Source organism: Aeromonas sp. EU05-FHT14A05, assembly GCF_058791175.1.
On record NZ_JBYTDH010000012.1, the window covers coordinates 88,017 to 114,225 of the forward strand.

The 26,209-nt window shown below is 63.2% G+C and carries 23 protein-coding genes; 8 read left to right on the top strand and 15 right to left on the bottom strand.

The features are described 5' to 3' along the window. Positions 1–64 precede the first annotated feature (64 nt). Positions 65–745, top strand: a complete 681-nt coding sequence (gene bioD, locus AC3WR3_RS16560; protein WP_139435152.1) for a dethiobiotin synthase — start codon at positions 65–67, stop codon at positions 743–745. 114 nt (positions 746–859) lie between these two features. Then, the gene (gene htpX, locus AC3WR3_RS16565; protein ID WP_171269207.1) at positions 860–1,732 is read left to right on the top strand and encodes a protease HtpX; all 873 of its coding nucleotides are present in this window, start codon (positions 860–862) and stop codon (positions 1,730–1,732) included. A gap of 86 nt (positions 1,733–1,818) precedes the next feature. Here the strand turns inward: htpX and AC3WR3_RS16570 are convergent, their stop codons facing one another. Continuing rightward, complete coding sequence (locus AC3WR3_RS16570) at positions 1,819–3,621, bottom strand: MOSC N-terminal beta barrel domain-containing protein (protein ID WP_492292385.1); 1,803 nt, start codon at positions 3,619–3,621, stop codon at positions 1,819–1,821. 351 nt (positions 3,622–3,972) lie between these two features. On the opposite strand from AC3WR3_RS16570, the gene AC3WR3_RS16575 reads away from it, so the two are divergent. The 4 genes from AC3WR3_RS16575 (at position 3,973) to AC3WR3_RS16590 (ending at position 11,128) form a co-directional block, all read left to right on the top strand. Continuing rightward, positions 3,973–5,619: an NAD(P)-binding protein gene (locus AC3WR3_RS16575; RefSeq protein WP_492292387.1), complete on the top strand. Its 1,647-nt coding sequence runs from the start codon at positions 3,973–3,975 to the stop codon at positions 5,617–5,619. Continuing rightward, a complete protein-coding gene (nifJ, locus tag AC3WR3_RS16580) occupies positions 5,616–9,191 on the top strand; it encodes a pyruvate:ferredoxin (flavodoxin) oxidoreductase (RefSeq protein WP_492292389.1) in 3,576 nt (1,191 codons plus the stop codon). The genes AC3WR3_RS16575 and nifJ overlap by 4 nt, the downstream gene beginning before the upstream one ends. A 237-nt stretch (positions 9,192–9,428) precedes the next feature. Then, positions 9,429–10,763, top strand: a complete 1,335-nt coding sequence (locus AC3WR3_RS16585) for a KAP family P-loop NTPase fold protein (RefSeq protein WP_492292391.1) — start codon at positions 9,429–9,431, stop codon at positions 10,761–10,763. A 182-nt stretch (positions 10,764–10,945) separates the two neighbouring features. Continuing rightward, positions 10,946–11,128: a helix-turn-helix domain-containing protein gene (locus AC3WR3_RS16590; RefSeq protein WP_492292393.1), complete on the top strand. Its 183-nt coding sequence runs from the start codon at positions 10,946–10,948 to the stop codon at positions 11,126–11,128. Between the two features lie 72 nt (positions 11,129–11,200). Here the strand turns inward: AC3WR3_RS16590 and AC3WR3_RS16595 are convergent, their stop codons facing one another. The 6 genes from AC3WR3_RS16595 to AC3WR3_RS16620 form a co-directional block, all read right to left on the bottom strand. After that, complete coding sequence (locus AC3WR3_RS16595) at positions 11,201–11,416, bottom strand: HP1242/YdcH family protein (RefSeq protein WP_005313020.1); 216 nt, start codon at positions 11,414–11,416, stop codon at positions 11,201–11,203. Positions 11,417–11,702: 286 nt separating this feature from the next. After that, positions 11,703–12,293 (bottom strand): hypothetical protein, encoded by a 591-nt coding sequence (locus tag AC3WR3_RS16600; protein ID WP_139435139.1) that lies wholly within the window; start codon positions 12,291–12,293, stop codon positions 11,703–11,705. Between the two features lie 11 nt (positions 12,294–12,304). Continuing rightward, entirely contained in the window at positions 12,305–13,651 is a 1,347-nt protein-coding gene (locus AC3WR3_RS16605) for an MATE family efflux transporter (protein WP_319912845.1), read from the bottom strand. 139 nt (positions 13,652–13,790) lie between these two features. Beyond that, positions 13,791–15,614, bottom strand: a complete 1,824-nt coding sequence (locus AC3WR3_RS16610; protein ID WP_492292396.1) for a SulP family inorganic anion transporter — start codon at positions 15,612–15,614, stop codon at positions 13,791–13,793. 70 nt (positions 15,615–15,684) lie between these two features. Beyond that, positions 15,685–16,269: a nucleotidyltransferase family protein gene (locus AC3WR3_RS16615; protein WP_492292398.1), complete on the bottom strand. Its 585-nt coding sequence runs from the start codon at positions 16,267–16,269 to the stop codon at positions 15,685–15,687. Further along, positions 16,259–16,516 (bottom strand): GNAT family N-acetyltransferase, encoded by a 258-nt coding sequence (locus AC3WR3_RS16620; protein WP_427230564.1) that lies wholly within the window; start codon positions 16,514–16,516, stop codon positions 16,259–16,261. Before AC3WR3_RS16620 ends, AC3WR3_RS16615 begins: the two co-directional genes overlap by 11 nt. Before the next feature lie 146 nt (positions 16,517–16,662). Here AC3WR3_RS16620 and cysM point away from each other — a divergent pair, with 146 nt between their 5' ends. Then, the gene (gene cysM / locus AC3WR3_RS16625; RefSeq protein WP_492292401.1) at positions 16,663–17,565 is read left to right on the top strand and encodes a cysteine synthase CysM; all 903 of its coding nucleotides are present in this window, start codon (positions 16,663–16,665) and stop codon (positions 17,563–17,565) included. Positions 17,566–17,604: 39 nt separating this feature from the next. On the opposite strand, the gene AC3WR3_RS16630 is transcribed toward cysM, so the two are convergent. Genes AC3WR3_RS16630 through AC3WR3_RS16645 form a run of 4 tightly spaced genes read right to left on the bottom strand, consistent with a single transcriptional unit; the run spans position 17,605 to position 21,332 of the window. Then, positions 17,605–18,789, bottom strand: coding sequence for an iron-containing alcohol dehydrogenase (locus AC3WR3_RS16630; protein ID WP_492292403.1), 1,185 nt, complete (start codon positions 18,787–18,789; stop codon positions 17,605–17,607). Positions 18,790–18,806: 17 nt separating this feature from the next. Next, complete coding sequence (locus AC3WR3_RS16635) at positions 18,807–19,316, bottom strand: hypothetical protein (RefSeq protein WP_492292405.1); 510 nt, start codon at positions 19,314–19,316, stop codon at positions 18,807–18,809. After that, the gene (locus AC3WR3_RS16640) at positions 19,306–19,896 is read right to left on the bottom strand and encodes a TetR/AcrR family transcriptional regulator (protein WP_492292407.1); all 591 of its coding nucleotides are present in this window, start codon (positions 19,894–19,896) and stop codon (positions 19,306–19,308) included. Before AC3WR3_RS16640 ends, AC3WR3_RS16635 begins: the two co-directional genes overlap by 11 nt. 8 nt (positions 19,897–19,904) lie before the next feature. Next, positions 19,905–21,332: a coniferyl aldehyde dehydrogenase gene (locus AC3WR3_RS16645; RefSeq protein ID WP_492292409.1), complete on the bottom strand. Its 1,428-nt coding sequence runs from the start codon at positions 21,330–21,332 to the stop codon at positions 19,905–19,907. Positions 21,333–21,545: 213 nt separating this feature from the next. Between AC3WR3_RS16645 and AC3WR3_RS16650 the strand changes: the two genes are divergently transcribed. Beyond that, positions 21,546–21,839 carry a hypothetical protein gene (locus AC3WR3_RS16650; protein WP_025326337.1) on the top strand — a complete coding sequence of 98 codons (294 nt, stop codon included), beginning with the start codon at positions 21,546–21,548 and terminating at the stop codon, positions 21,837–21,839. A 66-nt stretch (positions 21,840–21,905) separates the two neighbouring features. On the opposite strand, the gene AC3WR3_RS16655 is transcribed toward AC3WR3_RS16650, so the two are convergent. The 4 genes from AC3WR3_RS16655 to AC3WR3_RS16670 all read right to left on the bottom strand — a co-directional run bounded on the left by AC3WR3_RS16655 (position 21,906) and on the right by AC3WR3_RS16670 (position 26,207). After that, complete coding sequence (locus AC3WR3_RS16655; protein ID WP_202046340.1) at positions 21,906–22,355, bottom strand: C40 family peptidase; 450 nt, start codon at positions 22,353–22,355, stop codon at positions 21,906–21,908. 117 nt (positions 22,356–22,472) lie between these two features. Further along, positions 22,473–23,387 (bottom strand): hydrogen peroxide-inducible genes activator, encoded by a 915-nt coding sequence (locus tag AC3WR3_RS16660; RefSeq protein WP_202046339.1) that lies wholly within the window; start codon positions 23,385–23,387, stop codon positions 22,473–22,475. Positions 23,388–23,699: 312 nt separating this feature from the next. Further along, positions 23,700–24,665, bottom strand: coding sequence for an alpha-L-glutamate ligase-like protein (locus AC3WR3_RS16665; RefSeq protein WP_454009739.1), 966 nt, complete (start codon positions 24,663–24,665; stop codon positions 23,700–23,702). A gap of 3 nt (positions 24,666–24,668) precedes the next feature. Then, on the bottom strand, positions 24,669–26,207 hold the full coding sequence (locus tag AC3WR3_RS16670; protein ID WP_202046338.1) for an inactive transglutaminase family protein: 1,539 nt from the start codon (positions 26,205–26,207) through the stop codon (positions 24,669–24,671). Between the last annotated feature and the right edge of the window lie 2 nt (positions 26,208–26,209).

Here is a 26,209-nt window from a genome sequence, read left to right on the forward strand (position 1 = left end):
CAAGCCCATCATTGATACCCAGGTGGTGCCAGAGCGCCGCCTTGAACTGCGCTGAGGAATCATCATGGTCAGATCCTATTTCATCACGGGCACCGACACCGACGTGGGCAAGACCCTGGTCGCCCGTACCCTGCTGCAGGCGTTCGCCGCCCGGGGCATCCCCTGCGCCGGCTACAAGCCGATCTCCGCCGGCTGTGCCCGCACCCCCGAGGGGCTTCGCAACCTCGATGCCCAGCAGCTGCAAGCGGCCGCCAGCCTCCCGCTGCCCATCGACTCGGTCAACCCCTACGCCTTCGAACCCCCCATAGCCCCCCACATAGCCGCCCGGGAGGTGGGGGCGAGCATTCCCCTGGCGGGCCTGTCTGCCGGGTTGCGGGAGATTGAGCGGGCGGGGGCCGAACGGGTGATAGTCGAGGGGGCGGGGGGCTGGTTTTTGCCGCTGGATCACCAGCATCTGCTCTCCGACTGGGTCGCCCTTGAGCGCCTGCCGGTGATCCTGGTGGTGGGAGCCAAGCTGGGTTGCCTCAATCATGCCCTGCTCACCTGCGCCGCCATCCGCCATCAGGGGCTGACCCTGGCCGGCTGGGTGGTCAATCGGGTGGATCCGCACATGAGTCGCTACCAGGAGAACCTGGCCACCTTGAAAGCCATGTTGCCGGCCCCATTTCTGGGGGAGATCCCCTTCGTAGACCAGCCGCTCGAGGCGGATCTGCGCGATTGTCTCGACATCTCGTCCCTGCTCTGAGGCCCAACATTCAGCAAACATTCATCGAGTCTGTCTATGATCGGGGGCAGGTGTGGTATCGGGTCGATTGTGAATTGGCCCGAACCATGCATCTATATCTCACAAGGAGTCAATATGAAGCGAATTATGCTATTCCTGGTGACCAACCTGGCCGTCATGCTGGTGCTGGGGGTGGTACTCAATATCCTGTTCTCGGTTCTGGGGATCAACAAGTCCAGCATTTCCGGTCTGTTGGTGTTCTGTGCCGTGTTCGGTTTTGGGGGTTCCTTTATCTCCTTGCTGATGTCCAAGTGGATGGCCAAGCGCAGCTATGGCGTCCAGGTCATCGAGCAGCCCCGCAACGAGACAGAGCACTGGCTGGTGAGCACAGTCGCCCGTCAGGCCCGTGAGGCTGGCATCAAGATGCCGGAAGTGGGGATCTACGACTCCCCCGAGATGAACGCCTTCGCCACCGGCGCCCGCCGCGACGACTCCCTCGTTGCCGTGTCGTCCGGCCTGCTCTACAGCATGAGCCGTGACGAGGCGGAAGCCGTGCTGGCCCACGAGGTGAGCCACGTGGCCAACGGCGACATGGTGACCCTGACCCTGATCCAGGGGGTGGTGAACACCTTCGTGATGTTCTTCGCCCGCATCGTGGCCGGCGTCATCAGCAACTTCTTCAGCTCCAACAACGACGAGGAGAGCAGCAGCTCGGGTGGGTTTGCCTACATGATCACCGTGTTCGTGCTGGAGATGCTGTTCGGCGTGCTGGCCTCCATGATCGTCATGTGGTTCAGCCGTCAGCGCGAGTTCCGCGCCGACGCCGGTGCCGCCAAGCTGGCCGGTCGCGACAAGATGATAGCCGCGCTGCAGCGCCTCTCCCGTGGCGCCGAGCCGCAGATGGAAGGCACCATGATGGCCTTCGGCATCAACGGCAAGCGCTCCATGAGCGAGCTGTTCATGAGCCACCCGCCCATCGAGCAGCGCATCGCCGCCCTGCGTGGCTGATTGCCAGACACGATAAGAAAACGGCTGCCTCAGGGCAGCCGTTTTGCTTTGCGGTGATGGCGCCGACCCGTGGCGGCGCCATCCTCCTATTTGATCACCAGATCGGAGAGGGGCACGGCGCAGCAGGTGAGGATCTTGCCTGCGGCCCGCTCGGCGGCTGTGATGGCCGGGGCGTCCGGATGATCCACCTCTCCTTCGAGCAGGGTCTGCTTGCAACTGCCGCAGATGCCGGCGCGGCAGCTCCAGGGCAGCTCCACCCCCTGCTTGTGGGCCTGATCCAGCACAGTGCCCTGATTGTTGCCAGCGAAGGTCTGCTCGCCGATGCGCAGTTGCACCGCCTTGTGGGGACGGGCCACCGAGAGGATGGCCCCGCCAAAGCTCTCCTGGCGGATGCGCTCGGCGGCGACCCCCTGCTCCTGCAGCAGCCTGGCCGCCTCGCTCATAAAGCCGTGGGGGCCGCACAGGAAGATCTCCCGTGCCAGTAGACCCCTGACCTGCTCGAGGTGCCCCTTGCCAAGGCGACCGCTCATGCCCTGCCAGTGGCCATCGGGCTGGCTCAGGATCAGAGTCAGTTGCATGCCTGCCTGACTCATGGCATGCAGCTCGGCGGCGGCCGGAATGTCGGCCTCGCTGCGGCACAGGTGCATAAAGTGAACATCTTCCAGCTCCCCGCGCAGCGCCAGGGTGCAGGCAATAGACAGCATGGGGGTGACGCCTGAGCCCGCCGAGAGCAGCAGCAGCTTGCGCTCGGACCCTAAGTGAAACTCGCCGGCCGGGGGGGCGGCCAGCAGGTGATCGCCCACGCGCAGCTCATGGTGAAGCCAGGGGGAGATGCGGCCATCGGCCAGCTTCTTGACGCTGATGCTGTAACGCTCCGGCCTCTCCGGGGTGGAGCTCAGGGTGTAGCGGCGCTGTTGCCGTTCCCCCTTGATGTCGAGGCTGATGGGCAGGTGCTGGCCAGGCAGATAGTCGGGCAGGGGCTCGCCGTCGACGGCTTCGAACCAGAAGGTCTCCAGATCCCGGGCCAGGGGCTCGCGGGCGACGCAGACCAGCTCCCGCTTCTTCGGCGCCGCATTGGGGTAGACGGGGGGACGGGCGGTTTCCAGCACCTGGATCTCGCTCCCTGCCTCAATCCAGCCCTCGTTCAGCGCCACCAGATTCTGGCCAAAATAGACCTCCCCATCCTCGCCACGGCGGTAGCGGGTGAGGGTGGCGAGCGGCTCTTTCAGCGCGTTGAAGCGATCCGTGCCCGCCTCCACCGTGGTCATGATGCAGCGGCTGCACGGCTTGGCCACCAGAAACTCCACCTCGCCGATGCGGATCCGCTTCCAGCCATCCTCCTCGAAGGGGCGGGTGCCGCTCGCCACCAGGTTGGTGCGAAACTGGCTCATCTGGTGCAGGGCATCGGATCTCAGGTTGAGGTCATCCAGCGAACTCTGGCTGATCAGCAGCAGGGGATAACCGTCGGCAAAGCTGACCCGGGTGCCGGTCTTCTCCCGAAAGCGGTCAGAGGTTTCGCCGAGCCAGAGCAGGCGAACCGGCTCCCCCGCCACCCGGCTGAGCCACTCATCGGCCTGGGACTGGGTGTGCAGGGCATGGAAGCTGTCGCCCCAGACGCCTGTGGCCTGGGGGGCGCGGCTGAAGTCCGCTTCCTGCAGCCTGAGCTGCGCCATTCCGGGGTAACGCAGTTGCAGGCCGCCCTCCACCGGGGTGGCCGTCACCAGTTGCAGCTGGGGATGGGTGCGGGCTGTGATGAAGCTGCCGTCCGGCTTGACCACCATGTAGCGGCGATCCCCCAGCAGCCCCTCCTCGGTCACCCGGGCACGGGTCAGCGGCATGCCCGCCGTCGATTTGATGGGGTAGAGATGTATGCTGGCGAGGCTGGGCATGTCAGGGTCCTTGTGCTGTGGCGATTCCAGTGAAGAGGGCAAGATAACGATTCCTGCCCCGCGCGGCAATCCTCTCTTGCCCCCCATCATGGGGGGCAGGCGAGGAGGCGCCTGATCGGTGCAGGCCAACGGCGCCATGTGATCGGGGTCGTATCCCGGGGGAAACACCCCATAAAGCGCAACATTTATTGATCCTGATCCACCATGTCGTACAAAAAACGGCCCATCATCGAGCCAGCTTCCAGTTTCTGACGCTTTCGCTTCTTCCCCCTCCGGCCACCGTCTGCCCAAGCAAAACGGTATCAAGCGCCATCGGATGGGGCCTGTCACACAAAAAGAAGAAAGCAATGTATGAGCAAACAACTGGATATGACCCCACAGCCGGATCTCTCCCAGAAAACGGGAACAGGCCCGGTCCGTACTCGGCTGCCCGTTTGGCGGCCGGCCCTGCCACCTTGCAACCACGCCTGCCCGGCCGGCGAGAACATCCAGGCCTGGCTTGCCCTGGCCGAAGCGGGCCACTTTGAAGCGGCCTGGCAACGACTTATCGAAGAAAATCCCCTGCCTGCGGTCCACGGGCGGGTCTGTTATCACCCCTGCGAGAGCGCCTGCAACCGCGCCCAGGTGGATGACGCCGTCTCCATTCACGCCATCGAACGCTTCCTCGGCGACGAGGCGCTGGCCCGTGGCTGGCAGCCTGCGCCGCCTGCACCCGCCAGCGGCAAGAAGGTGCTGATCGTCGGCGCCGGCCCGTCCGGTTTGTCCTGTGCCTGGCACCTCAACCGGCTCGGCCATCGGGTGGAGATCCGCGAGGCGGGGCCACTGGCGGGCGGCATGCTGCGCTTTGGTATTCCCGCTTACCGCCTGCCCCGCGATGTGCTGGATCGGGAGGTGGCCCGCATCCTGGCGGCCGGGGTGACGCTGACCCTCAACCACAAGGTGGAGGATGTGCTCAAGGCGCGTGACGAGGGGGGCTTTGACGCCGTCTTTATGGCCATCGGCGCCCATCTGGCCAAGCGGGTCGATATTCCGGCCCGGGAAGCGGGCAAGATCCTCGATGCGGTGAGTTTCCTCGAGCAGGCGAGCCTCGCCGAGGAGCAGGGTTTGCCGCCCCCCAGACTGGGACGGCGGGTGGCCATCTACGGCGGCGGCAATACCGCCATGGACGCGGCCCGCACCGCCCGTCGCCTCGGTGTGGAAGAGGCGATGATCATCTACCGCCGCGACCGGGATCATATGCCGGCCCACGCCTTCGAGGCCCTTGAGGCCGAGGAGGAGGGGATCAAGATCAACTGGCTGCGCAGCATCCGCCAGCTCGACAGCACCAATATCGAAGTGGAGGTGATGGCGCTGGATGCCGAGGGCAAGCCGGTGCCCACCGGCCAGTTTGAAACCCTCGAAGCGGACTCCCTCATTCTGGCGCTCGGTCAGGAGGTAGACCTCTCGGTGCTGGAGAGCATTCCCGGCGTGCGAGTCAACAAGGAGGGGGTGGTGCAGGTGGCGGGCAACCTGATGACGGATGTGCCGGGTCTGTTTGCGGGCGGCGACATGGTGCCCTCCGAGCGCACCGTCACCATCGCCACCGGCCACGGCAAGAAGGCGGCACGCCATATGGATGCCTGGCTGCGCGGGCGTCACTACCAGAAGATGGTCTCCTACCCGCTGGTGGGGCCGGAGCAGTTGCAACTCTGGTTCCAGACCCAGGCGCCCGCCAGCAGTCAGCCGATCAAACCGGCGTGGGCACGGGACGACTTTGGCGAGATCATCGGCGGGCTGGACGAGACGGCCGCCCGTTACGAGGCGGCGCGCTGCTACTCCTGCGGCAACTGCTTCGAGTGCGACGGCTGCTATGGCAGTTGCCCCGAGCAGGCCATCGCCAAGCTGGGGCCGGGCCAGGGGTATCAGGTGGATGCAGAGCGCTGCACCGGCTGCGGTGCCTGCCACGACCAGTGCCCTTGCCACGCCATCCTGCTGCGCCAACCGGAGGTGTCCCAATGAAACATGAATTGATCATGGTCGATGGCAACGAAGCCGCGGCCCGGGTGGCGTACCAGCTGAGCGAAGTGTGCGCCATCTATCCCATCACCCCCTCCTCGACCATGGCCGAGCTGGCCGACGCCTGGGCGGACGAGGGGCAGACCAACCTCTGGGGCAATATCCCCACAGTCGTTGAGATGCAGAGCGAAGGGGGGGCGGCCGGTACGGTACACGGCGCCCTGCAGGCGGGGGCGCTGGCCACCACCTTCACCGCCAGTCAGGGACTGATGCTGATGCTGCCCAACATGTACAAGATTGCCGGGGAGCTGACCGCTGCGGTGTTCCATGTGGCGGCCCGCTCGCTGGCGGCGCAGGGGCTGTCGATTTTTGGCGACCATCAGGACGTGATGGCGGCGCGCAGCACCGGCTTTGCCATGCTCGCCTCCGGCTCGGTGCAGGAGGCGCAGGACCTGGCCTTGGTCGCCCACAGCGTCACCCTGCAGTGCCGGGTGCCCTTTATCCACTTCTTCGACGGGTTTCGTACCTCCCACGAGGTGAACAAGATCACCGCGTTGCATAGGGACGAGATCCGGGCGCTTATCGACAACGACTGGGTGCGTGCCCACCGTGCCCGGGCGCTCAACCCGGATCATCCGGTGATGCGCGGCACCGCCCAGAACCCCGACACCTATTTCCAGTCCCGCGAGAGTGTCAACCCCTTCTACGAGGCGGTGCCGGCGCGGGTGCAGCAGTGCATGGAGAGCCTCGGCAAGCTGACCGGCCGCCACTACCATCTGGTGGAGTACCATGGCGCCCCCGATGCCACCGATGTCATCGTGCTGATGGGGTCGGGGGCGGCCACCGCCCGCACCACGGTCGATTGGCTCAACCGGCAGGATCGCAAGACCGGGGTGCTGGTGGTGCGCCTCTATCGCCCCTTCCCGGTGCAGGCGCTGCTGGATGCGCTACCCGCGAGCGTGCGCCGCATCGCCGTGCTGGATCGCACCAAGGAGCCGGGGGCGGGGGGCGAGCCGCTGCTGCTGGATGTGCAGAGCGCCCTCATCGACGGCTTGCAGCGGGGCCTTGTCAAGAGCCTGCCCTGGCTCAGTGGCGGCCGTTACGGCCTCTCTTCCAAAGAGTTCACCCCCGCCATGTGCGCCGCCGTGTTCGAGGAGCTGGCATCCGATGCGCCGCGCCCGCGTTTCACCGTGGGGATCGTCGATGACGTGTCTGGCCTCAGTCTGGCCTGGCATCCCATCGGTGATCTGGAGCCTGCCAGCCGGGTGCGAGCGCTCTTCTTCGGCCTGGGCGCCGACGGCACTGTCGGCGCCAACAAGAACAGCATCAAGATCATCGGTGAGCTGGAGGGCTTCCACGCCCAGGGCTACTTCGTCTACGACTCCAAGAAGTCGGGCTCGCGCACCGTCTCCCACCTGCGCTTTGGCCCCGAGCCCATCGACGCCCCCTGGCTTATCGAGCAGGCGAGCTTTATCGGCTGCCACCAGTGGGGCTTTGTCGAATCTGTGGATCTGCTGGAGTTCGCCGCCGAAGGGGCGACCCTGCTGCTCAATGCTCCCCATGAGCCCGAGCGGGTCTGGGCCGAGCTGCCCGAGCGGCTGTGCGCCCGCATCCGCGCCCTCAATATCCAGCTCTACTGCATCGACGGCGATCGGGTGGCCGAGCAAAACGGCATGGGCAATCGCATCAACACCATCATGCAGACCTGCTTCTTCGCTTTGGCCGGGGTGTTGCCACGGGATGAGGCGATTGCGCTGATCAAGGAGAGCATCGAGAAGAGTTATGCCCGCAAGGGGCCCGAGGTGGTGGCGCGCAACTTCGCGGCGGTGGACGATACCCTGGCTCACTTAAGCAAGGTGGCGATCCCGGCCGGTGACGAGCAGATCAGCGACTATCCGCTGCCACTGGCACCGGGCGGCAGCGAGTTTGTCCAGCGCGTCACCGGCGAAATGTTGGCGGGGCGCGGCGATTTGATCCCTGTCTCCATGCTGCCGGTGGATGGCACTTACCCCACAGCCACCAGCCGCTTCGAGAAGCGGGATATCGCCCGCGAGATCCCGATCTGGCACTCCGATATCTGCATCCAGTGCGGCAACTGCGTCTTTGTCTGCCCCCACGCGGCGCTGCGAGCCAAGTTCTACCATCAGGACTGGCTGGCGACTGCCCCCGAGGCGGCCCAGTCGGTGCCTGTCACCGCCAAGGGCTTCCCCGACAGCCGCTACACCTTGCAACTCTATCCGGAGGATTGCACCGGCTGCGGCCAGTGCGTGCAGGCCTGTCCGGTGCGGGTCGGGGCGGATGAGGAACACGAGGGCGAGCGCGCCATCACCATGATGGACAAGGCGCCGCATCTCGCGGGCCAGAAGCAGGCGCTGCGCTGGTTCGAGAGCCTGCCCTGGCCTGCCCGCGAGCGGGTGGACTTCTCCACGGTGCGCGGTGCCCAGTTCCTCGAGCCGCTGTTCGAGTTCTCCGGTGCCTGTGCTGGCTGTGGCGAGACCCCGTATCTCAAGCTGCTGACCCAGCTGTTTGGCGATCGCATGCTGGTAGCCAATGCCACCGGTTGCTCCTCCATCTATGGCGGCAACCTGCCGACCACCCCGTGGGCCAAGAACGCGGAAGGGAAGGGGCCAGCCTGGTCCAACTCCTTGTTCGAGGACAACGCCGAGTTCGGCTTTGGTTTTCGTCTCACCGCCGATCAGCATCATGGTCAGGCGGTGGCTGCCTTGCAGGCGATGAAGGGGGAGTTGGGGGAGGCGCTGGTTGATACCCTGATCAACGCTCCGCAGCGGTTAGAGTCGGAGATCCGTGCCCAGCGGGGCCGAGTGGCCCAAGTGCGCGAGCGGCTGGAAGAGGTGACATCCGGCAAGGCCCGCGAGCTGCTGTCACTCATCGATCAGCTGGTGCGCCGTTCGGTCTGGATCATCGGTGGCGATGGCTGGGCCTATGACATCGGCTCGGCGGGGCTCGATCATGTACTCGCCTCCGGGCGGGATGTGAACGTGCTGGTGATGGATACCGAGGTCTACTCCAATACCGGCGGTCAAATGTCGAAATCAACGCCGCTCGGTGCCGTCGCCAAGTTCGCGGCGGGAGGCAAGACGCTGGCCAAGAAAGATGTGGCCTTGCAAGCCATCTCCTACGGCAACGTCTATGTGGCCCGCATCGCCTTTGGTGCCAACCCGCAGCAGACGCTGCAGGCCTTGCGTGAAGCCGAGGCCTATCCGGGCCCCTCGCTCATCATCGCCTACAGCCACTGTATCGCCCACGGCATCGATATGGAGTTTGGCCTGACCCAGCAGAAACGCGCCGTGGCCTCCGGTCACTGGCCGCTGATGCGCTACAACCCGGTATTACGCAGCGCCGGGCAGAATCCCTTCAGCCTCGACAGCCTGCGCCCCTCCATTCCCCTTGCGACATACCGCCAAGAGGAGAACCGCTACCAGGTGCTGGCTCAGAGTCATCCCGAGGAGGCGGAACGGCTGATGCAGGTGGCGCAGCAGGTGGTCTGGCAGAGGTGGACCACCTACGAGGAGATGGCGACCCGCGAGGCCAGCCATTTCCATCCGCCGGTGTGACCATGGTGTTAATTCTGTATAGAGAAGCGGGCCATTGGCCCGCTTTTATGTATTGGAAATACACGAATTGCTCACAGGGAAAACGCATTTTGTCCGATGGAAAATACTGTTACAGAATGATCATGCATTGATGGAAATAACAAAATTATTGATATAAAGGTCTCATGTGGGCATTATGCACTCATGAAGATTTTTAATATATCTATTCTATAAATAATATTTTATTTGGGGGAAAGGATGAAATTAACAGTTCCGGAGTTAAAAATTAATGATGGTGAAGGGTTTTCAACAGAAAAAGATTTGTTTATTCGAAAGCCGTTTGGTGACCGACTTTATAATTTGATAATGAATTCTGATGATAATTTGGTGCTGGCCTTGGATGCTCAATGGGGTGAAGGCAAAAGCACATTTATAAAAATGTGGTCTGGTGAGAATAAATATAAGCAAGAGCCTCCTCTTGAAACAATATATTTCGATGCATTTGAAAATGATTACCAAAAAGAACCATTCTTAGCTCTCGCCTCAGAAATATACGAGTTACTAGAGGACAAGGCTGAAAGTAAGAAAGTGGAGTTCAAGCAAAAAGCAGCTCAGGTCTTTAAAACTTTTAGTCGAGGCATGATTAAAACAGGCATTCGGCTAGGTACTGCTGGTCTAATTGATGGATCGATACTCGAACAAGCTGAAAATGATATTTCTACATTGGTTTCTGAGCAAGTAGATTCAGTTATTGCCTCAAAGTTCGAGAGTTCTAAAGCAGATAAATTAGCATTGAGCAATTTTAGAGCGTTTTTATCAGACATAGCGATCAATCATACACCCGGAAAACGCATAGTTTTTGTTATTGATGAGCTTGATCGCTGTAGGCCGGATTTTGCATTAGACCTACTGGAAAATATTAAACACTTATTTTCAGTATCAGGTATCACATTCTTGCTTGTTATGAATAGAAAGCAATTGGAGGAGTCGGTCAAGTGTCGATATGGTAATGGAATTGACTCCGTTACATATTTACAGAAATTTATTAATGTTTGGCTCTCTCTGCCTCGTTCATCTGGTAAATATCAGCAAGATGACGGCGCTAAATATCTAGCTACAGCTTTTTATTTAATGAACGAGGGGAGAAGAATTCACAATGAAAATGCTGTGCAAACACTAAAGTCTTTGGTTAAACATTTAAAGCCATCATTACGCGACATAGAACGAATGTTAACCTATTTTGCGATAATAGAAAATTCTCGTAATGAATCTATGAACGATTTTTACCAAGGAATAATGGCGACAGTTTGCTTTATGAAAGTTGCTCATCCAAGAATGCTGGATGCAGTAATTAGTAAACATGCTAACGCTCAAGATTTATTAGACTTTCTAAAAATATCTGAAGGTTCAAATTACTCTGAAGAGTATGCGCTTGAGTATTTGGCTGCGGAAATAGAGTTTGATCTTTCTTCGGAAGAACGTAGGAAGGTGATGCAGGAAAGTAAATTGTTAGATTTCAGATATGGGCGCCTTCCGAGTCAAGTTTTTGATTATTTCTATCAGGAGCTTAATAACATTCAGCCAGTTAGATAATGATTGTTTTTTTACGTTTTTTAGAGGGTGGCTTTATAAAGGCATGGCAATTTAAACTACCCACCTGCAAATAAAAAATGCCGCCGTCTTGGCGGTATTTGTCTATTTGCAGGCCAAGGGTTTCTTTTCTTTCCAAGGTAGATAAGCTGCGGGGCAAATAGCGTCAAGCAAGTGAAGGGATGATGACAGAGCAACATATCGCTGGGACGATCGGCATTCTGGGGGCGGAGTGGCACGGCCCCTGCTATCGGGCGGGATTCAACAGCAAGTCCACCTTCAATACCGCCTTCCGCCGCCATACCGGCCTGACGCCAAGCGAATATCGGCGCAGACCCCCTGACATGGTCTGCGTTGCGCCATCGTGAGCGGCCAATAAAAAGCCCGGCTTTAAGCCGGGCTGGGGGATAAGTTGCTTATCCGGGTATTCGTCGAGGCGTCTAGTGTGGATGTTGTTTGAGGATGTCGTATATCTCCTCTTTCAGTTTAAGTTTCTGTTTTTTCAGATCCTTCACCTCGGAGCTGTAATCGCTGGCGTGATGTTTTTCCAGCTTCCTGATCTCCGCATCCAGGTCGTTGTGCAAGTCAAACTTCTTTTGGAAATGGACATCACTGCTCTTCAGTTTCGAGATGAGATCTCTGTACTCCGGGAACATGTAATGAAGCCTCCTTGGTGTCGTTTGATTGTGCCTTGACCTTCAAACTACCCCTTACCCCGGGAGATAAATGTGATCCCGATCCAATTTGGGGCAATGGGTTTGCTGCATCTGGCGGATGATTTTTAACTGATTGAATCACAAGCAGATCAGTGATTTATAAGGAGGGCAGAGAGGCGGGAATCGGGATCCCGTTCACAGTTGTGACCCTTTGATGACAGCCAAGGGCTGCGGGGCGGGCAGCAAGAAGGGGCGCAGGGCCCCTTCTTGGTAACAGGTGTGGCGTTTACTCTTTTTTCTTTTTCTTCTCGGGCAGGGGCTGACCGCCTCGGGCAATCACCTTGCCCACCTCGAAGCCTATCTGGGCCGCCAGCTCTTCCAGATCCGGGGCCTTGGCCTCGTTGCCGATGGCGTACTGGTAGTTGGCTATGGTGATCTTCTCGGCCACCGGGGTGCCCGGCACTATGGGCTCACGCCAGCCCTGGCCCACATGGGCCACCAGGGTGCCGTTCATGATGAGCTCGCCGACTATCTCCTGGGTGGGGATGCCCTTGCCGTAGGTGAGGCCCTGAGGGTGCTTCTTGCCGACCAGGGGTTCGGTGCTTGCGGGCACCAGCTTGGTGCGGATCAGCCACTTGGGATCCTTGTGCTTGCCCACCGCCTTGCCGGTCTGGTACTCGTTGATCTTGATGGTCTTGATCATCTGGGCCATGAAGTCCTTGGTCAGGGCCTTCTGCGCCTCGCTGGTCTGGTCGATGACGATGGGGGCCACGTACCAGGTCTGGGGGGCTTGCGCCTTGGGGGCCGCCGGAGCGGTTTGTGCCATGGCGAGCGGGCTGAGCAGGATGGCCGCCAACAAGAGTCCGATTTTCTTCATTGTGATTCCGCTTATGTTTCGACAAGAATTTTGTTTTGCCAGCGACGACTGCGCCAGCGCCAGAACATGGCCAGACCGCGAACCCACTCGTCGCAGGCCAGCGCCAACCAGATGCCTACCAGGCCATAGCCCTGCATGATACCAAGGAAATAGGCGAGGGGAACGGCAATGCCCCACATGGAGACGAGCGCCATATAGAGCGGGAAACGGGCATCCCCGGTGGCGCGCAGGGCGTTGATCACCACCAGGTTGAAGGTGCGGCCGGGTTCGAGGATGAGGCTGATGAGGAACAGCTGCGCCACCTGGGTGATGATGTCGGCGTCGTCGGTGAACAGGCTGATGATGGCGCGTCCGTTCAGGGCCGCGGCGATGGCAATCAGGCTGGTGACGATGAGGCCGAGCTTGAGGCTCTTGATGAGCTGGCGATAGGCCTGCTCGAAGCGACGGGCCCCCGCCAGATGGCCGATGATGATCTCGTTGCCAAGGCCGATGGAGAGGCCGAACAGCAGGATGAACAGGCAGATCTGGAAGAAGTAGGACTGGGTCGCCAGCGCCTTGTCGCCGAGCAGGCCGACGAAGGCCGTCACCACCATGAACTGCAGCATCCAGGAGAGGTTCTCCCCCGCCGCCGGCAGGCCGATATGCAGCACCTTGTCCAGCATGGCGCGGCTTGGCCGGAGGATCTCCGGCAGTCGCAGCCGTATGCCGGTCTTGCGCGCCACCAGCCACACCAGCAGCACCACACCGACGATGCGCCCGGCAACAGTGCTGATGGCGACCCCGGCGACCCCGAGCTGGGGCAGGCCGAACCAGCCATAGAGCAGCAGCAGGTTGCCGACGAAGGTGATGAGGTTGACGATGAGGGTCACGTACATGGCCTGACGGGTGTGGCCATGGGCGCGCAGGGTGGCGGCCAGGCAGAGCGCCGCCGCCTCCGGCAGCAGGCAGAGCCCGATGATCTGCAGGTAAAGGGTGGCATCCCCCATCAGGTGGGCGGGCAGGTTCATCAGCGCCAGCATGGTGCTGGCACCGGCCATGACTCCGACCGCGGCCACCAGCCCCACCAGCAGGTTGAAGCCGATGGCGGTGTGGATGACCACGCGCGCCTTCTCCCTATCCCCCGCCCCCAGGTACTGGGTGATCACCACGCTGGTGCCTATGCTGACGAAGCTGAACAGGGTGATGGCGAGGTCGAACACCTGGTTGCCCACCGCCAGCGCCGCCACCCCCTGGTAGGAGACATGGCCCACCATGAAGGTGTTGAGGGCCCCGGTCAGGAAGTGCAGGGCGAGATCGATGAACAGTGGCCAGGTCAGGGCGAAGAGGGAGCCCGGGCCCGCGTGGGATTGAGTCTGCATGGGATGTCCAAATACTGGGGATGGCCCTCGTCAGCGCCATCTGGACGGGCATTTAACACCAAGCGGGTGCGGGGTGCAATCCTGCCCTGAGCAAAGAGGGGGACGGGCCGGCCCGGCCCCCTCTCGCTGGGTGGCGCCGTCAGACCGGGGTGGCGCCCGCTTCCTGCTCGCAGGGCCGGGTGAGGCGCGCCGAGTCCGGCAGCTCGTCGTCCTGGGGCCAGCGGGAGAGCAGGGTATCCGTGGTGCTCTCCACCACCTCGTCATCCTTGAACACGGGCTCCCGATAGCAGCGGGTCATGCGCAGGGCCTGATACATGTCGGGACTGAGGATGACCCCCTCGTCCCCTACCCGGATCCCTGCCTGCTTGAGCCACTGGGTCATCTGGCCGTGGCGACCGGCCATCACCATGTGGATGCCACGGCGCCTGAGCTCCTTGTGCAGCTCCCCCACCATGCTCATCACGCTGATGTCCTGATGGGTGAAGCAGGCCACGGCATCCACCACCAGGCACTTGGGATTGTGGGGATCCTGCACCAGCAGCGCCAGCACCCGCCGCTTGAAGTAGGGGGCGTTGAAGTAGGTGAGCGGCGAGTTGAAGCGATAGACCAGGATGCCGGGAATCGCCTTGGCCTGCTCGTTGTCCCCCAGGGTGCGCACCACCCCCTCGTCGTCCATGCCGAGCAGCTGATCGGTGGGGCGCATCACGTTGCGCAGGAACTGGAACAGGCCCAGCAAGACCGCCAGGGTGATCCCCGGGATCACCCCCATGGTCAGCACGCTGACGAAGGTGATGAGGGCCAGCCAGAAGGCGGCGCGGTCCGAGTCGCGCAGGGCCCAGAGGCCGCGAAAATCGGTGAGCGACAGGGAGGCCATCACCAGCACCACCCCGAGGGCGGCGGTGGGGATGAATTTAAGCGGCGCCGTCAGATAGAAGGTGATGAGGGCGATCACAGCGGCCGCGATGATGGAGACCAGCTGGCTCTTGCCGCCGTTGGCGTCGTTGACCGCGGTGCGTGAATCCGCCCCGCTGATGGCAAACCCCTGGGAGACCGCAGAGGCGAGGTTCGCCATGCCCAGCGCCCTGAACTCCTTGTCCGCATCGATCTCGTAGCCGTTCTTGGCGGCGAAGCTGCGGGCGGTGAGCATCATGGAGACGAAGCTCACCATGGCGAGGTTGAGCGCCGGCAGCACCAGCTCGCGCATCAGGCCGGGGGGGAATTCCGGCATCTGGAAGGCGGGCAGGCCCGAGCCCACGGCCCCCAGGGTGGCGATGTCGAACTGGCCGAGGTTGAGGGCCCACACCAGGGCCGCCGTCACCACCATGGCCACCATGGAGGAGGGCCAGGATGGCTTGTAGCGCTTGGCCAGCAGCAGGGTGAGCAGGGCGGTCAGGCTCATGGCCAGGGTGGGCAGATGGGTCTGGGTAATGTAGTCGGTGCCATTCAGGATCCGCTCGATGAGATAGCGCTCGCTGAAGGTGAAGCCGAAGATCTTGGAGAGCTGACCCACCATGATGGTGATGGCCACCCCGTTGAGCAGCCCCATCAGGATGGGGCGGGAGAGAAAGTCCGCCAGCACCCCCAGCTTGAAGCGGCTGGCGATGAGGCACCAGAAGCCGGTCATGGCGGTCATGGTCATCACCAGTTGCCACTGGCGGGTGGGATCCCCGGCGGCGAGCGGCGTCACCACGGCAGCGATCACCGCGCAGGTGGCGGCGTCCGGGCCGACGATGAGCTGGCGGGAGGTGCCAAAGAGGGCGTAGACCACCATGGGCAGTATGCAGGAGTAGAGGCCGACGATGGCGCCGACGCCGGCGAGCTCCGCATAGGCGATGGCCACGGGCAGGGCCACGGCCGCCACCGAGAGTCCAGCGCGAAGATCCGGCATCAGCCAGGCCCGCTGATATTGCAGCAGGGCGGCGAGGCCCGGCAGCCAGCGTTCGAGTGAGAAGAAGTCGCGCATTATTTAACCCATTGAGTTACAAACATCTTTTTCTTAGTGTGCCCAAGGTTGTCGGCCCATTGCAATCCGGTCATGGCCAGTTCACCACCAGATCAGGCCAGATGCGCTGCCACTGTTTGTCCCTGATCCTGTCGATGAAGATCCGGCTCTCCTGCCGGCAGCGGGGATTGGGGTTCACCTGCAGGGACCAGTTGGGGCCAAAGCCGTAGGGCGCCAGCCACTGGAACTCGTCGTTTTCCAGCAGGCGGACCCCGATGCAGGTGGGCACCTCCACCCAGTGGCCGAGCGCCGCCAGCGAGCTGGCAAAGGGGGCCACTTGCTGGCGCACATGCATGCGGGCCTGGTTGCGCACCTCCCAGCGCTGGCCGGGCAGACGCTCTGCCAGCCAGGCTTCGTGTTCCCGCTCGGCGGCACCTTCCGGGTCGCTCGGATCCAGATAGACAAGATCTATGTCGTTGAGGGGGGTGGGCTCGGCCTTGTGATGGAGATGATCCCAGATGAGGTTTCGCACAAAGCCCGCCCCCAGCGCCCAGTCCGGCAGGGCCAGCTCCCGCGCTGCCCAGAGGCAGGCCATGCGCAGGGGATCGGCCCGCAGCAGGGCCTCGGTGTGGGCTTGCAGCTGCGCCTCCCGGGGGGCTTGTGCCTCAACCGGCATGACGGCGCAGCCAGACGTCAATGTAGCTGCAGCTCGGCACTATGGTGAGCCCCTCTGCCCGGGTCCAGTCGTAGAAGTTGCGGGCCAGCCTGTCGGCAATGCCCTGTCCGCGCAGCTCGGACGGCACCTGGGTGCTGCAGGCGTCCACCGTGGTTGCGTCCAGCATGCGGTAGCTGAGGCGAGAAGTCTTGCCGTCCACTACGCAGATGAACTGCTGCTGGTCGGCCTGATGAAGAATGTCGCTCATGGAGGCTCCTCAAAGGGTGGGGAAGGGGTATCAGAGCATGCTGGCCGGACTTTGCCAACCGTGCTCTTTGCGGGCCGAGGAGGCTCGCTTACACTGACCGGCCTGCGAGCGGCTCGCTAGGCAAGGTATAGAACAGTTAGCAGAGGATGGATCCCGTTATGGCCTTCGCCACCCTGGAAGATCTGATTGGCAATACCCCGTTGCTGCGCCTGCGCCGCATCAACCCCTGTCCCGACGTGACCCTGCTGGTGAAGCTGGAGGGCAACAACCCCGCCGGCTCGGTCAAGGACAGGCCGGCCCTGAACCTCATCCGGGCGGCGGAGGCGAGCGGTCACTTAGGGCCAGGAGCACGACTCATCGAGGCCACGTCGGGCAATACCGGCATAGCGCTGGCCATGGTGGCGGCGGCCCGGGGATACCGGATGCGCCTCGTCATGCCCAGTACCATGAGCCAGGAGCGGCGCGACGCCATGCAGGCCTATGGCGCCGAGCTGGTACTGGTGGAAAACGGCATGGAAGAAGCTCGGGATCTGGCGCTGGCCATGCAGGCCCGCGGCGAGGGGCTGGTGCTCGATCAGTTCAACAACCCGGCCAACCCGGATGCCCACTACCTCTCCACCGGCCCCGAGATCTGGCGCCAGAGCGAGGGGGCAATCACTCACTTCGTCTCGGCCATGGGCACCACGGGCACCATCATGGGGGTCTCCCGCTACCTCAAGGAGCAGAACCCGGCGGTGCAGGTGATCGGCCTGCAACCGGCAGAGGGGAGCCAGATCCCGGGTATTCGCCGCTGGCCAGAGGCCTATATGCCCGCCATCTTCGAGCCAGAGCGGGTCGATCGGGTGCTGGATGTGACCCAGGAGGAGGCGCTCGCCACCATGCGCCGGCTGGCGCGGGAAGAGGGGATCTGCTGCGGGGTCAGCTCGGGGGGCGCCGTGGCCGGCGCCCTGCGGGTGGCGGCAGAGATCAGCCAGGGGGTGGTGGTGGCCATCATCTGCGATCGGGGGGATCGCTACCTCTCCACCGGGGTCTTCACGCCGCCCATCTGATCCTGCGCCAAGCCGGCCCTCTGCGGGCTGGCTTGGGGGTCATTCCCACACCTGCTCCAGCAGCGCAAGCAGCTGTTCCCTGTCCGCATCCTTGCGGTTGTAGAGCAGGGCGCCGTCGTTGATGGCGAGATCCCGGATATCCTTGAGCACGGCTCTGTCCGTCACCCCGGCTTCCGCCAGGGTGCGCGGCAGCCGCACCGCCTCCCACAGGGTGTCGCGCAGGGCGCAGAGTGCATCCAGGGTGGCCTGGGGGCGCAGGGAATGTGGGGTGGCCGCGAAGCGCTCAGGCCCCGCCAGCGGCAGCAGCAGACGGGCCAGCTCAGGGTCTATCTGCGGCCTGTTGTAGTCGAGCACCGTGGGCAGGAAGAGGTTCATGCACAGGCCGTGGGGCAGGTGGCAGCGGGCCCCCAGGCTGTGGCCGAGGGCGTGCACCAGCCCCACCATGGAGTTGGAAAACGCCATGCCCGCCAGGGTGGAGCCCTCCGCCAGCTGCAGTCGCAGGTGCTTGTCCTCGGGGGCCAGCAGCACCCTGGGCAGGGCAGCGGCTATCTTCTCCACCGCCATCAGGGCCAGGGCGTCGCTGACCGGGTTCTTGCCGTTGCCGATGAAGGCCTCGATGGCGTGGGTCATGGCGTCCATGGCGGTGGCGGCCGTGATGGGCAGCGGCAGCCCCTGGGTGAGGCGCGGATCCAGCACCGCCAGCTGGGGCAGCAGGAAGGGGGAGGTGAAGGGCACCTTGCGCCCGCTCCCCTCGTCCCGGATCACCGCCACCAGGGTCACCTCGGAGCCGGTGCCCGCCGTGGTGGGCACCACCGCCAGCGGCTTGAGGGGCCGGGTCAGGCAGCCTGCCCCCGCGTGATCCAGTAGCCGCTCCCCGCCCAGGGTGACCAGGATGTTGACCGCCTTGGCGGTATCGATGACGGAGCCGCCCCCCAGGGCCACCAGGCTGTCACAGCCCAGCTCCCGCCAGCGGGCGGCGATGCGCTCCACCACGGCGGTGGAGGAGTCGGCGGGGATCTCGTCCCAGATGGCGGCCACCGGCAGGCCCCCCTCCGCCAGCACATTGGCCAGCAGGGTGGCGAGCCCGCTGCCGCCGACCCCCTTGTCGGTGAGCAGCAGCGGACGGCGTGCCCCCAGTGCCATCAGCTCGTCCGGGAGCTGCTCCAGCGCCTGCTCCCCCGCCATCAATCTGACCGGACAGAAGAAATCGTAATAACGGCTCATGGTGTTCATCCTTCTCTTCAACCGGTCAGCAGACCCAGGTAGATGTGGCAGGCTCGCGCGAGCTTGTGGCGCGGGTTCGGGTAGTGGCGCAGCAGGGGCCGTGCGATGAAGGCAGGCAGGATCAGGGCTTGCAGCTGCTCCAGCGCCCGCACCAGGTGCATGGCCGCCCCGAGATCCCCCTCCACCAGCAGCCGGTTCTCGCAGAAGGCCTGATTGATGCCGAGGCGAAAGCTGAGGGCGCGAAAGGCGATGGCGGGGTGCTTGAAGCAGACCCGCAGAACATGAGGACTTGTTGCCTCAAGGGGCGCCGCGCCGCATCGCCAGCTACCCTCTGACTTGTACAGGGTCAGCCCCCGTTTTATGCCGCTCACCTCCAGCCGGATGCAGAGCCCCTCCGGCAGGGGGGCGAGCTCGCGGCGCACCGCCTCGTCGACCCGGGCGGCGCGGCACAGGGTGCGGCCGATGACCCAGAGCAGGCCCCCTATCCAGAGGCGCCTGCCGGTGGCAAGCAAAGGATCAAGCGTCATCAAGGCCTCCTGCGATGGCGGACCAGAAGAGGGCGAAGGCGCTGGCCTGCCAGTGGGGATCCTCCCCGAGCTCGGGCTGGTCGACAAAGAGGGAGGCGCAGGCCAGGAACTGGCTCTGGCACACCTCCAGCATCAGGACGGGGGGCGCCTGCATCAGCTCGCCGCTGGCCTGACCCCGGGCGAGCAGGCGCGGCAGGAAGCGCAGTGTCTCCCCCAGGATCTGGCTGCGCAGGGATCTGGCCAGCAGGGGGGAGTGGAAGAAGCCCAGCACGAACTTGAGCTCGTGGGGATGGGCCTGCATCCAGCTCATCGCCTGACACCAGTAGTGGCGCGCCTGCTCCCTGAGGGACAGGGCCGGATCCGCCTCGCTGATGGCGGCGCCAAGGCGCAGCTTGACGTCCTGGTAGAGCTGCTGGATCAGCAGCTCCTTGCTGGGAAAGTGGTGGAACAGGGTGCCGTTGGCCACCCCGGCCGCCCGGGCGATGCGGGCGGTGGCGGCCCCCTGCAGGCCATCCTCGGCGCACAGGGCAAGGGCGGCATCCAGGATCTGGCGGCGTTTGTCTGTCATGGGATCGCTCATACAGCCTCCTAGCGCAGGAACAGGGCCATCATCAGCCGCTGGTACCAGCGCCGATAAGGGGGATGGATCAGGGTACCGGCGCTGAAACGGCCGCGGCGCAGCACGGTTTTCGCCTTGGAGAAGGTGAGAAAGCCCTCGTGGCCGTGGTAGTGACCCATGCCGGAGGGGCCTATGCCGCCGAAGGGGGCGTCGTCCGCCGCCACCTGGAACAGGCACTCGTTGATGGCCATGCCACCGGCGTGGGTCTCCCGGATGAGTCGGTGCTGCAGCGCCGGATCCAGGCTCATCAGATAGAGCGCCAGCGGGCGTGGCCGGGCCGCCACATAGGCAATGGCCTCCTCGATGCTGTCATAGGGCACCAGGGGCAGCAGGGGGCCGAAGATCTCCTGATGCATCAGCTGGCAGTGGCCGGGCACCTCGGTCAGCAGGTGGGGCACCAGGCGGCGGGCGCCGTCATCCCGGGCCGGCGAGGCGCAAGGGTGCACCTCGGCGCCCGCCTGTTTCGCCTCCGCCAGCCAGGCGGTGAGCCGCTCATACTGGGCCCCGTTGATGATGGAGCCGTAATCCGGGCTATCCAGCCCCTTGGGATAGAGGCGGCGAAAGTGCGCCTGATAGGCCTCGATAAAGGCCTGCTCCTGCCCTCGTGGCAGCAGCACATAGTCCGGGGCCACGCAGATCTGGCCGGCGTTGAGGCTCTTGCCGAAGATCATCCGCTCCACCGCCAGGGCCAGGGGCATGTCGGGGGCGATGAGGCAGGGGCTCTTGCCACCGAGCTCCAGGGTCAGCGGCGTGAGCTGGGGGGCGGCGGCGGCCATCACCCGCCTGCCCACCGCAGTGGAGCCGGTGAACAGCAGATGATCGAAGGGGAGGGTGCTGAAGGCGGCCGCGAGTCCCGCGTCCCCCTCGATGACCACCACCTCGTCGTCGTCAAACACCTGGGCCAGCAGGGTGCGCAGCACGGCGTTGGTGTGAGGGGTGAACTCGGAGAGCTTGATCATGGCGCGGTTGCCGGCGGCGATGGCGCCGATGAGGGGCCCCAGGCTCAGCATCACAGGGAAGTTCCAGGGCACCATGATGCCGATGACGCCCAGCGGCTGATAGTGCACCTCGACCCTGGCGGGGGCCAGCAGCAGGCCGGGATGACGCCGCGCCGGCCTCATCCACCCCTTGAGCCGTTTCAGGCTGTAGTTGATCTGCATGACGCAGGGCAGGATGTCGGCGACCAGGGAGTCGTAGTCACTGCGCTGGCCGTAGTCCAGGGCCAGGGCGTCGCACAGGGGTTGCTTGTGGGCGAGCAGGGCCCCCTTGAGTGCGATCAGCCGGTTGCGGCGCTGTGCCAGGCTCAGCATGGGATGGGCCTGGCAGGCCTGCTTGAGGCGGTGCAACTGCTCGGGCAGGGAGAACTTGTCTGGGGACTCTGTTGGTATGGCTTCCATGGTTTGCTCCGCACAAAAACTGACCGACTGATTAGTCGGTCCAAGCCTAGCGCCTTGTTGCCAGCTTGTAAACAGGGGGGTGCCAGAGCGAGGGCGGCTGGGGGGCCCTGCCCGCCGGAACTGTGCTCGGCCCCACAGTTTTGGGGGATCTCGATTGGTGAATTATCCAATAAGGGGTAGTTTTTGCTTATCAACTCAAATGGAGAGCAGCACATGACCAGGGAATTGCACAGCCTGCTGGCCCGGCTGGACGATGTGATCGAGCGGATGCCGGACAGTTTCAACACCTATGAATTTGCCCAGAAGCTGGCGCTGCAACATCAGCGGGAGTATTTCGCCGCGGGCCACTCCCTGGCGGAGCAGGAGAAGAACCTGCTGCGCCTGCTCCACGAGAAGATTGCCGAGGCGCTGGCAGCCAGCGATGGGCTGATCGAAGGGGCCCTGCTGCCCTGCGTCACCCCCTGGGGGGAGCGGGCCACCTCGCCCCGCTGGCACCGCAAGCACTGAGCCTCTGCGCGGCACAAAAGAAGAAGGCCCCTCGGGGCCTTCTTCATTTCGGTTCGTTGGTGGCGGCTACTGGGTCAGGCGGCGGGCCTGCCAGTAGCGGCTGTTCCAGTAGACGTTGTCGAGGCGCGAGCGGATCACCCCCTTGCTGGTGGAGGCGTGAATGAACTCCCCGGCCCCGGTGTAGACCCCGACGTGGTACTGCTGCCAGCCGGTCTTGAAGAACACCAGATCCCCGTGCTGCAGCCGGTATCTGTCCACCGGCCTGCCGAGGCTGGCCTGGGATTCCGTGGTGCGGGGCAGGGTGAAGCCCAGCACCTGCTGGTAGGCAAGCTGGGTGAAGGCGGAGCAGTCGAGGCCGGCGCGACCGGTGCCACCCATGCGGTAGGGGACGCCGCGCCACTGCTGATAGAAGCCGTCGAAGGCACTGGCCTGGCGGGCAGGCGGTGGCGGCTCCGGAGTACTGGAGCAGGCGACGACAAGCAGGGCCAGCAGGGGCGGCAGCAGGGTGCGAAACATCTCAACTCCTTGATAGGGCACGGGATTCATCATAGACGATGTTCCTGCCTGGAAGCTGAACAGCGATAGCATAAATGCTTGCCAAGGGCAGAAGACCAGCCCCCGGCAAGCCAGTCGTCACTCCGCCGCCTTGGGGGTTATCAGCGGCGTGAGCAGCTCGGCAATCTTGTAGAAGGTCTGCACCCGGGTGGTGCTGGGGCGCCACACCAGGCCAATCTCCCGATAGGGCTTCTCCCCGGGCAGGGGGATGGCCACCAGATCCGAGTTGTCGAGGATGCCCGCATCTATGGCCATCTGGGGCAGGAAGGTGGTGCCAAGGCCGGCGCCCACCATCTGCACCAGGGTGTGCAGGCTGGTGGCGGCGAAGGGGTTGATCTTGCTCTTGTCCCTCAGCCGACAGGCGCTCACCGCATGCTCGGTCAGGCAGTGCTCCCGCTCCAGCAGGAAGATGCTCTGGTTGGGCAGCTCCTTGTAGTCGAACGGCATGTGCAGCCCCGCCGCCATGTGGGAGGGCATCACCATGTGGAAGGGATCCTGCCCCACCGTCTTGCTGTGAAAGCCCCCTATCTCCACCGGCAGCGCCAGGATCAGCAGGTCGAGCTGACCCTGCTCCAGCTGCTTGAGCAGGTTGGTGGTGGTGTCTTCCCGCAGCAGCAGCTCCAGCTCCGGATAGGCCTTGCCGCACCGCTGCAGCAGCTTGCTCAGCAGGAAGGGGGCTATGGTGGGGATGCAACCCAGGCGGACGGTGCCGTGCATGACGCCCCCCTGCTGCTGGCCGAGCTCCATCAGATCCCGGGCATCGGAGAGCAGGTTGCGCGCCCGCGCGACTATCTCCATGCCGACCGGCGTCATGATGAAGCTCTTGTGGTCACGCTCCACCAGTTGCAGGTTCATCATGTCCTCCAGGGTCTGGATCCCGGTACTCAGGGTGGACTGGCTGACATGACAGGCCTTGGCGGCGCGATTGAAATTCTTGTGCTCGTCCAGAGCGACCAGATACTGCAGCTGTTTCAGGCTGGGCCAACGTTGCATAGGGGAAACCCGATCGATGCTATCTATTTGATTTGATTAATCTACCATCGAGAGACTGCTTTGTCGCCGAGATTAGGCGCCCTCCTGGCAGGGTCCGTGCATCGCGGGGCCAGCGGATGGGGGTAAGCCCGCCAGTCCGTGCCCGTCGCGGCAACTACTGCCTTGGGAGCTTATCCCCTTGTGCCAGCCCGTTGAAGGGGGGTTGCCATGGGATGTGACGGGGATCGGCCTTCCCCGGCGTCTTGCGGGGCCGCCCATGGCCGGCCATAAAAAAACGCGCCTGTTGGCGCGTTTTTGCAGGTGCGAGGCAGGCTATTCGTCGAAGATACCGAAGTGATCCTTGGCGAAGTTGACCCGCTGCTCCACGTTCATCTTGACCTGACCCAGCTTCTCTATGGTCTTGAGGTTGGGCACCAGGCCGCGACCGTTGGCGATCTGGATGGCGAGGCCGGGACGGGCGTTGAGCTCCAGCAGCATGGGGCCGCGGAACTTGTCCAGCACCATGTCGGTCCCGATGTAGCCAAGCCCCGACATCTCGTAGCAGGAGGCCGCGAGCGTCAGCAGGGTATCCCAGTGGGGCACCTTGAGATCGTAGAGATCGAGGCCGGTGTCCGGGTGGTGGCGCAGGGGGTTGCCAAATTGCACCGCCCGCAGGGCGCGGCCGGTGCGCAGGCACAGACCCACCCCCACGGCGCCCTGGTGCAGGTTCGCCTTGCCGTCCGAGGCCGAGGTGGAGAGGCGCATCATGGCCATCACGGGGAAGCCCTTGAAGATGATCACCCGGGCATCGGGGACCCCTTCGAAGGAGTAGCCGTCGAACACGTCATCGAAGTTGATGAGGCCTTCCACCAGCGCCACGTCGGGCTTGCCGCCCAGGGAATAGAGGCCCGCCAGTATATTGGAGACATGGCGCTCCAGATCCTGGCCGTTGCAGGCGCTGCCGTTGGGCTTGAAGAAGCTGCCCTCTTCCTGGCGCAGGATCACCAGGATCCCCTTGCCGCCGGAGCCGCGGGCCGGCTTGATGCAGAAGCCCGGCCAATCCTTCACCAGCTCGGTGATACGGGTCACGTCGTGCTGCTCGCGGATGGTGCCGATGAGTTCGGGCACCGTCACCCCCGCGTCCAGCGCGATGCGCTTGGTCTTGAGCTTGTCATCCACCAGCGGGTAGAGACGACGCGGGTTGTAGCGGCTGATGTAGGAGTGGTTGCGTTTGTTCATGCCGAGGATGCCTGCTTGCGACAGGCTCCACGGGCTGGTGTATTTCTGCCAGAACCACATCTGTTACTTGTCCTTACCCGGGGTGGCACCGGACTTCATCTCGTCCACCAGCGGCTTGAAGCGCTTGAGCTCGCTCAGCTTGTAGCCGGTGTAGTTACCCATCACCAGCACGGTAGCCATCAGCACCAGTTGCAGGCCGAGGAAGTTGAAGGTGAGGTGACGAATGAGCTCGTTGTCCATGGCCAGGTAGGCGATGACCGCCACCAGCAGGGAACCGCCACCCTGGCGTACCACCTCTTTTGGACCCTCTTCTTCCCACAGGATGGACATCCGCTCAATGGTCCAGGAGAGGATGATCATCGGGAAGAAGGTGATCTTCATGCCGTCGGTCAGCCCCAGCTTGAAGGCAAAGGCCGAGAAGATGCCGATCATCGAGATCACCATGATGATGATCGCCGATATTCGCGCCACCAGCAGCAGGTTGAGCCTTGAGAGGTAGGAGCGGATCACCAGGCCGGTGCCGACGATCAGCAGGAAGCCGATGAGACCGGTGACCAGCGAGGTCTGGATGAAGGCGACCGCGATCAACACCGGCATGAAGGTGCCCGAGGTCTTGATACCGACGATGACCCGCAGGAACACCACCATCAGCACGCCGATGGGGATCAGCAGCAGACCCTTGAACAGGGCCTGCTCTTCCAGCGGCAGGCTGTGGATGGAGAAGTTCATCATCTCCGATTTTTCGAACTTCTGCGCCAGGGCCACGTTGACCGGTTGCTCCTGCTCGATCATCGAGAAAGTGACGCGGGAGTTGTGACCGCCGGTGACGTCCAGGAGGGCGCCGGAGTTGTATTCCCACAGCAGCAGGTTGCCTGGTTGTCCCTGTTCGCCGGTTTGCGGATTGAACAGCTTGTAGTCGGTCGGGCTGTTGAACACCTGCAGGTAGTCCACCAGCTCCTGACGACGGCGACCGTCTTCCAGGCTCAGGGCGTGCACCACCCGGGCCGGCACCTCGGCGTTGTTGAGCAGCTCGGCGATCAGGCTGGCGCGGCTCTTGTGGGATTTGAGCAGCTCGGCGTTCTGTTCCTGCTTCTCGATCTCCTTGATGATCTCGCGGGTCAGGGTGTAGCCGTCGGCGGAACGCTCCTGGGCGCGCTCGAGGATCTGCTTCATCGCGGTGGCGTAGGGCTCACTCTCGATCTGCTTCTCGATGGCGGGCGGCAGGGGATTGGCGGCGGGCTTGGCATGGGCATCCGCCATCATGTCGACCCGGTAGTAGAGCTCCTGGCGGCCGGAGGCGCTGCGAATGGACCACTCGGCGCGGGCATCCCCGTCTTTTTCCACGAACGACAGGCCGTAGCCCGGGCTCGCGGCATTCTCGTTCATCAGGGTGAAGCCGGGTTGGGTGCCCGGAATGGCCAGGGAGGCGATCACCGGCTCGCCGGTGGCCTCGAACTCGAGCTTGGCTTCGATAGACCAGATCTGACGTTTTTCACCGGGCGTGAGGGGCACGTCCAGGGCGACATGGTGATAAAACGTCATTCCCAGGCCGACAATGAACAGCAGGGCGACCAGCAGATAGAACGGCTTACGGGAAACCATGG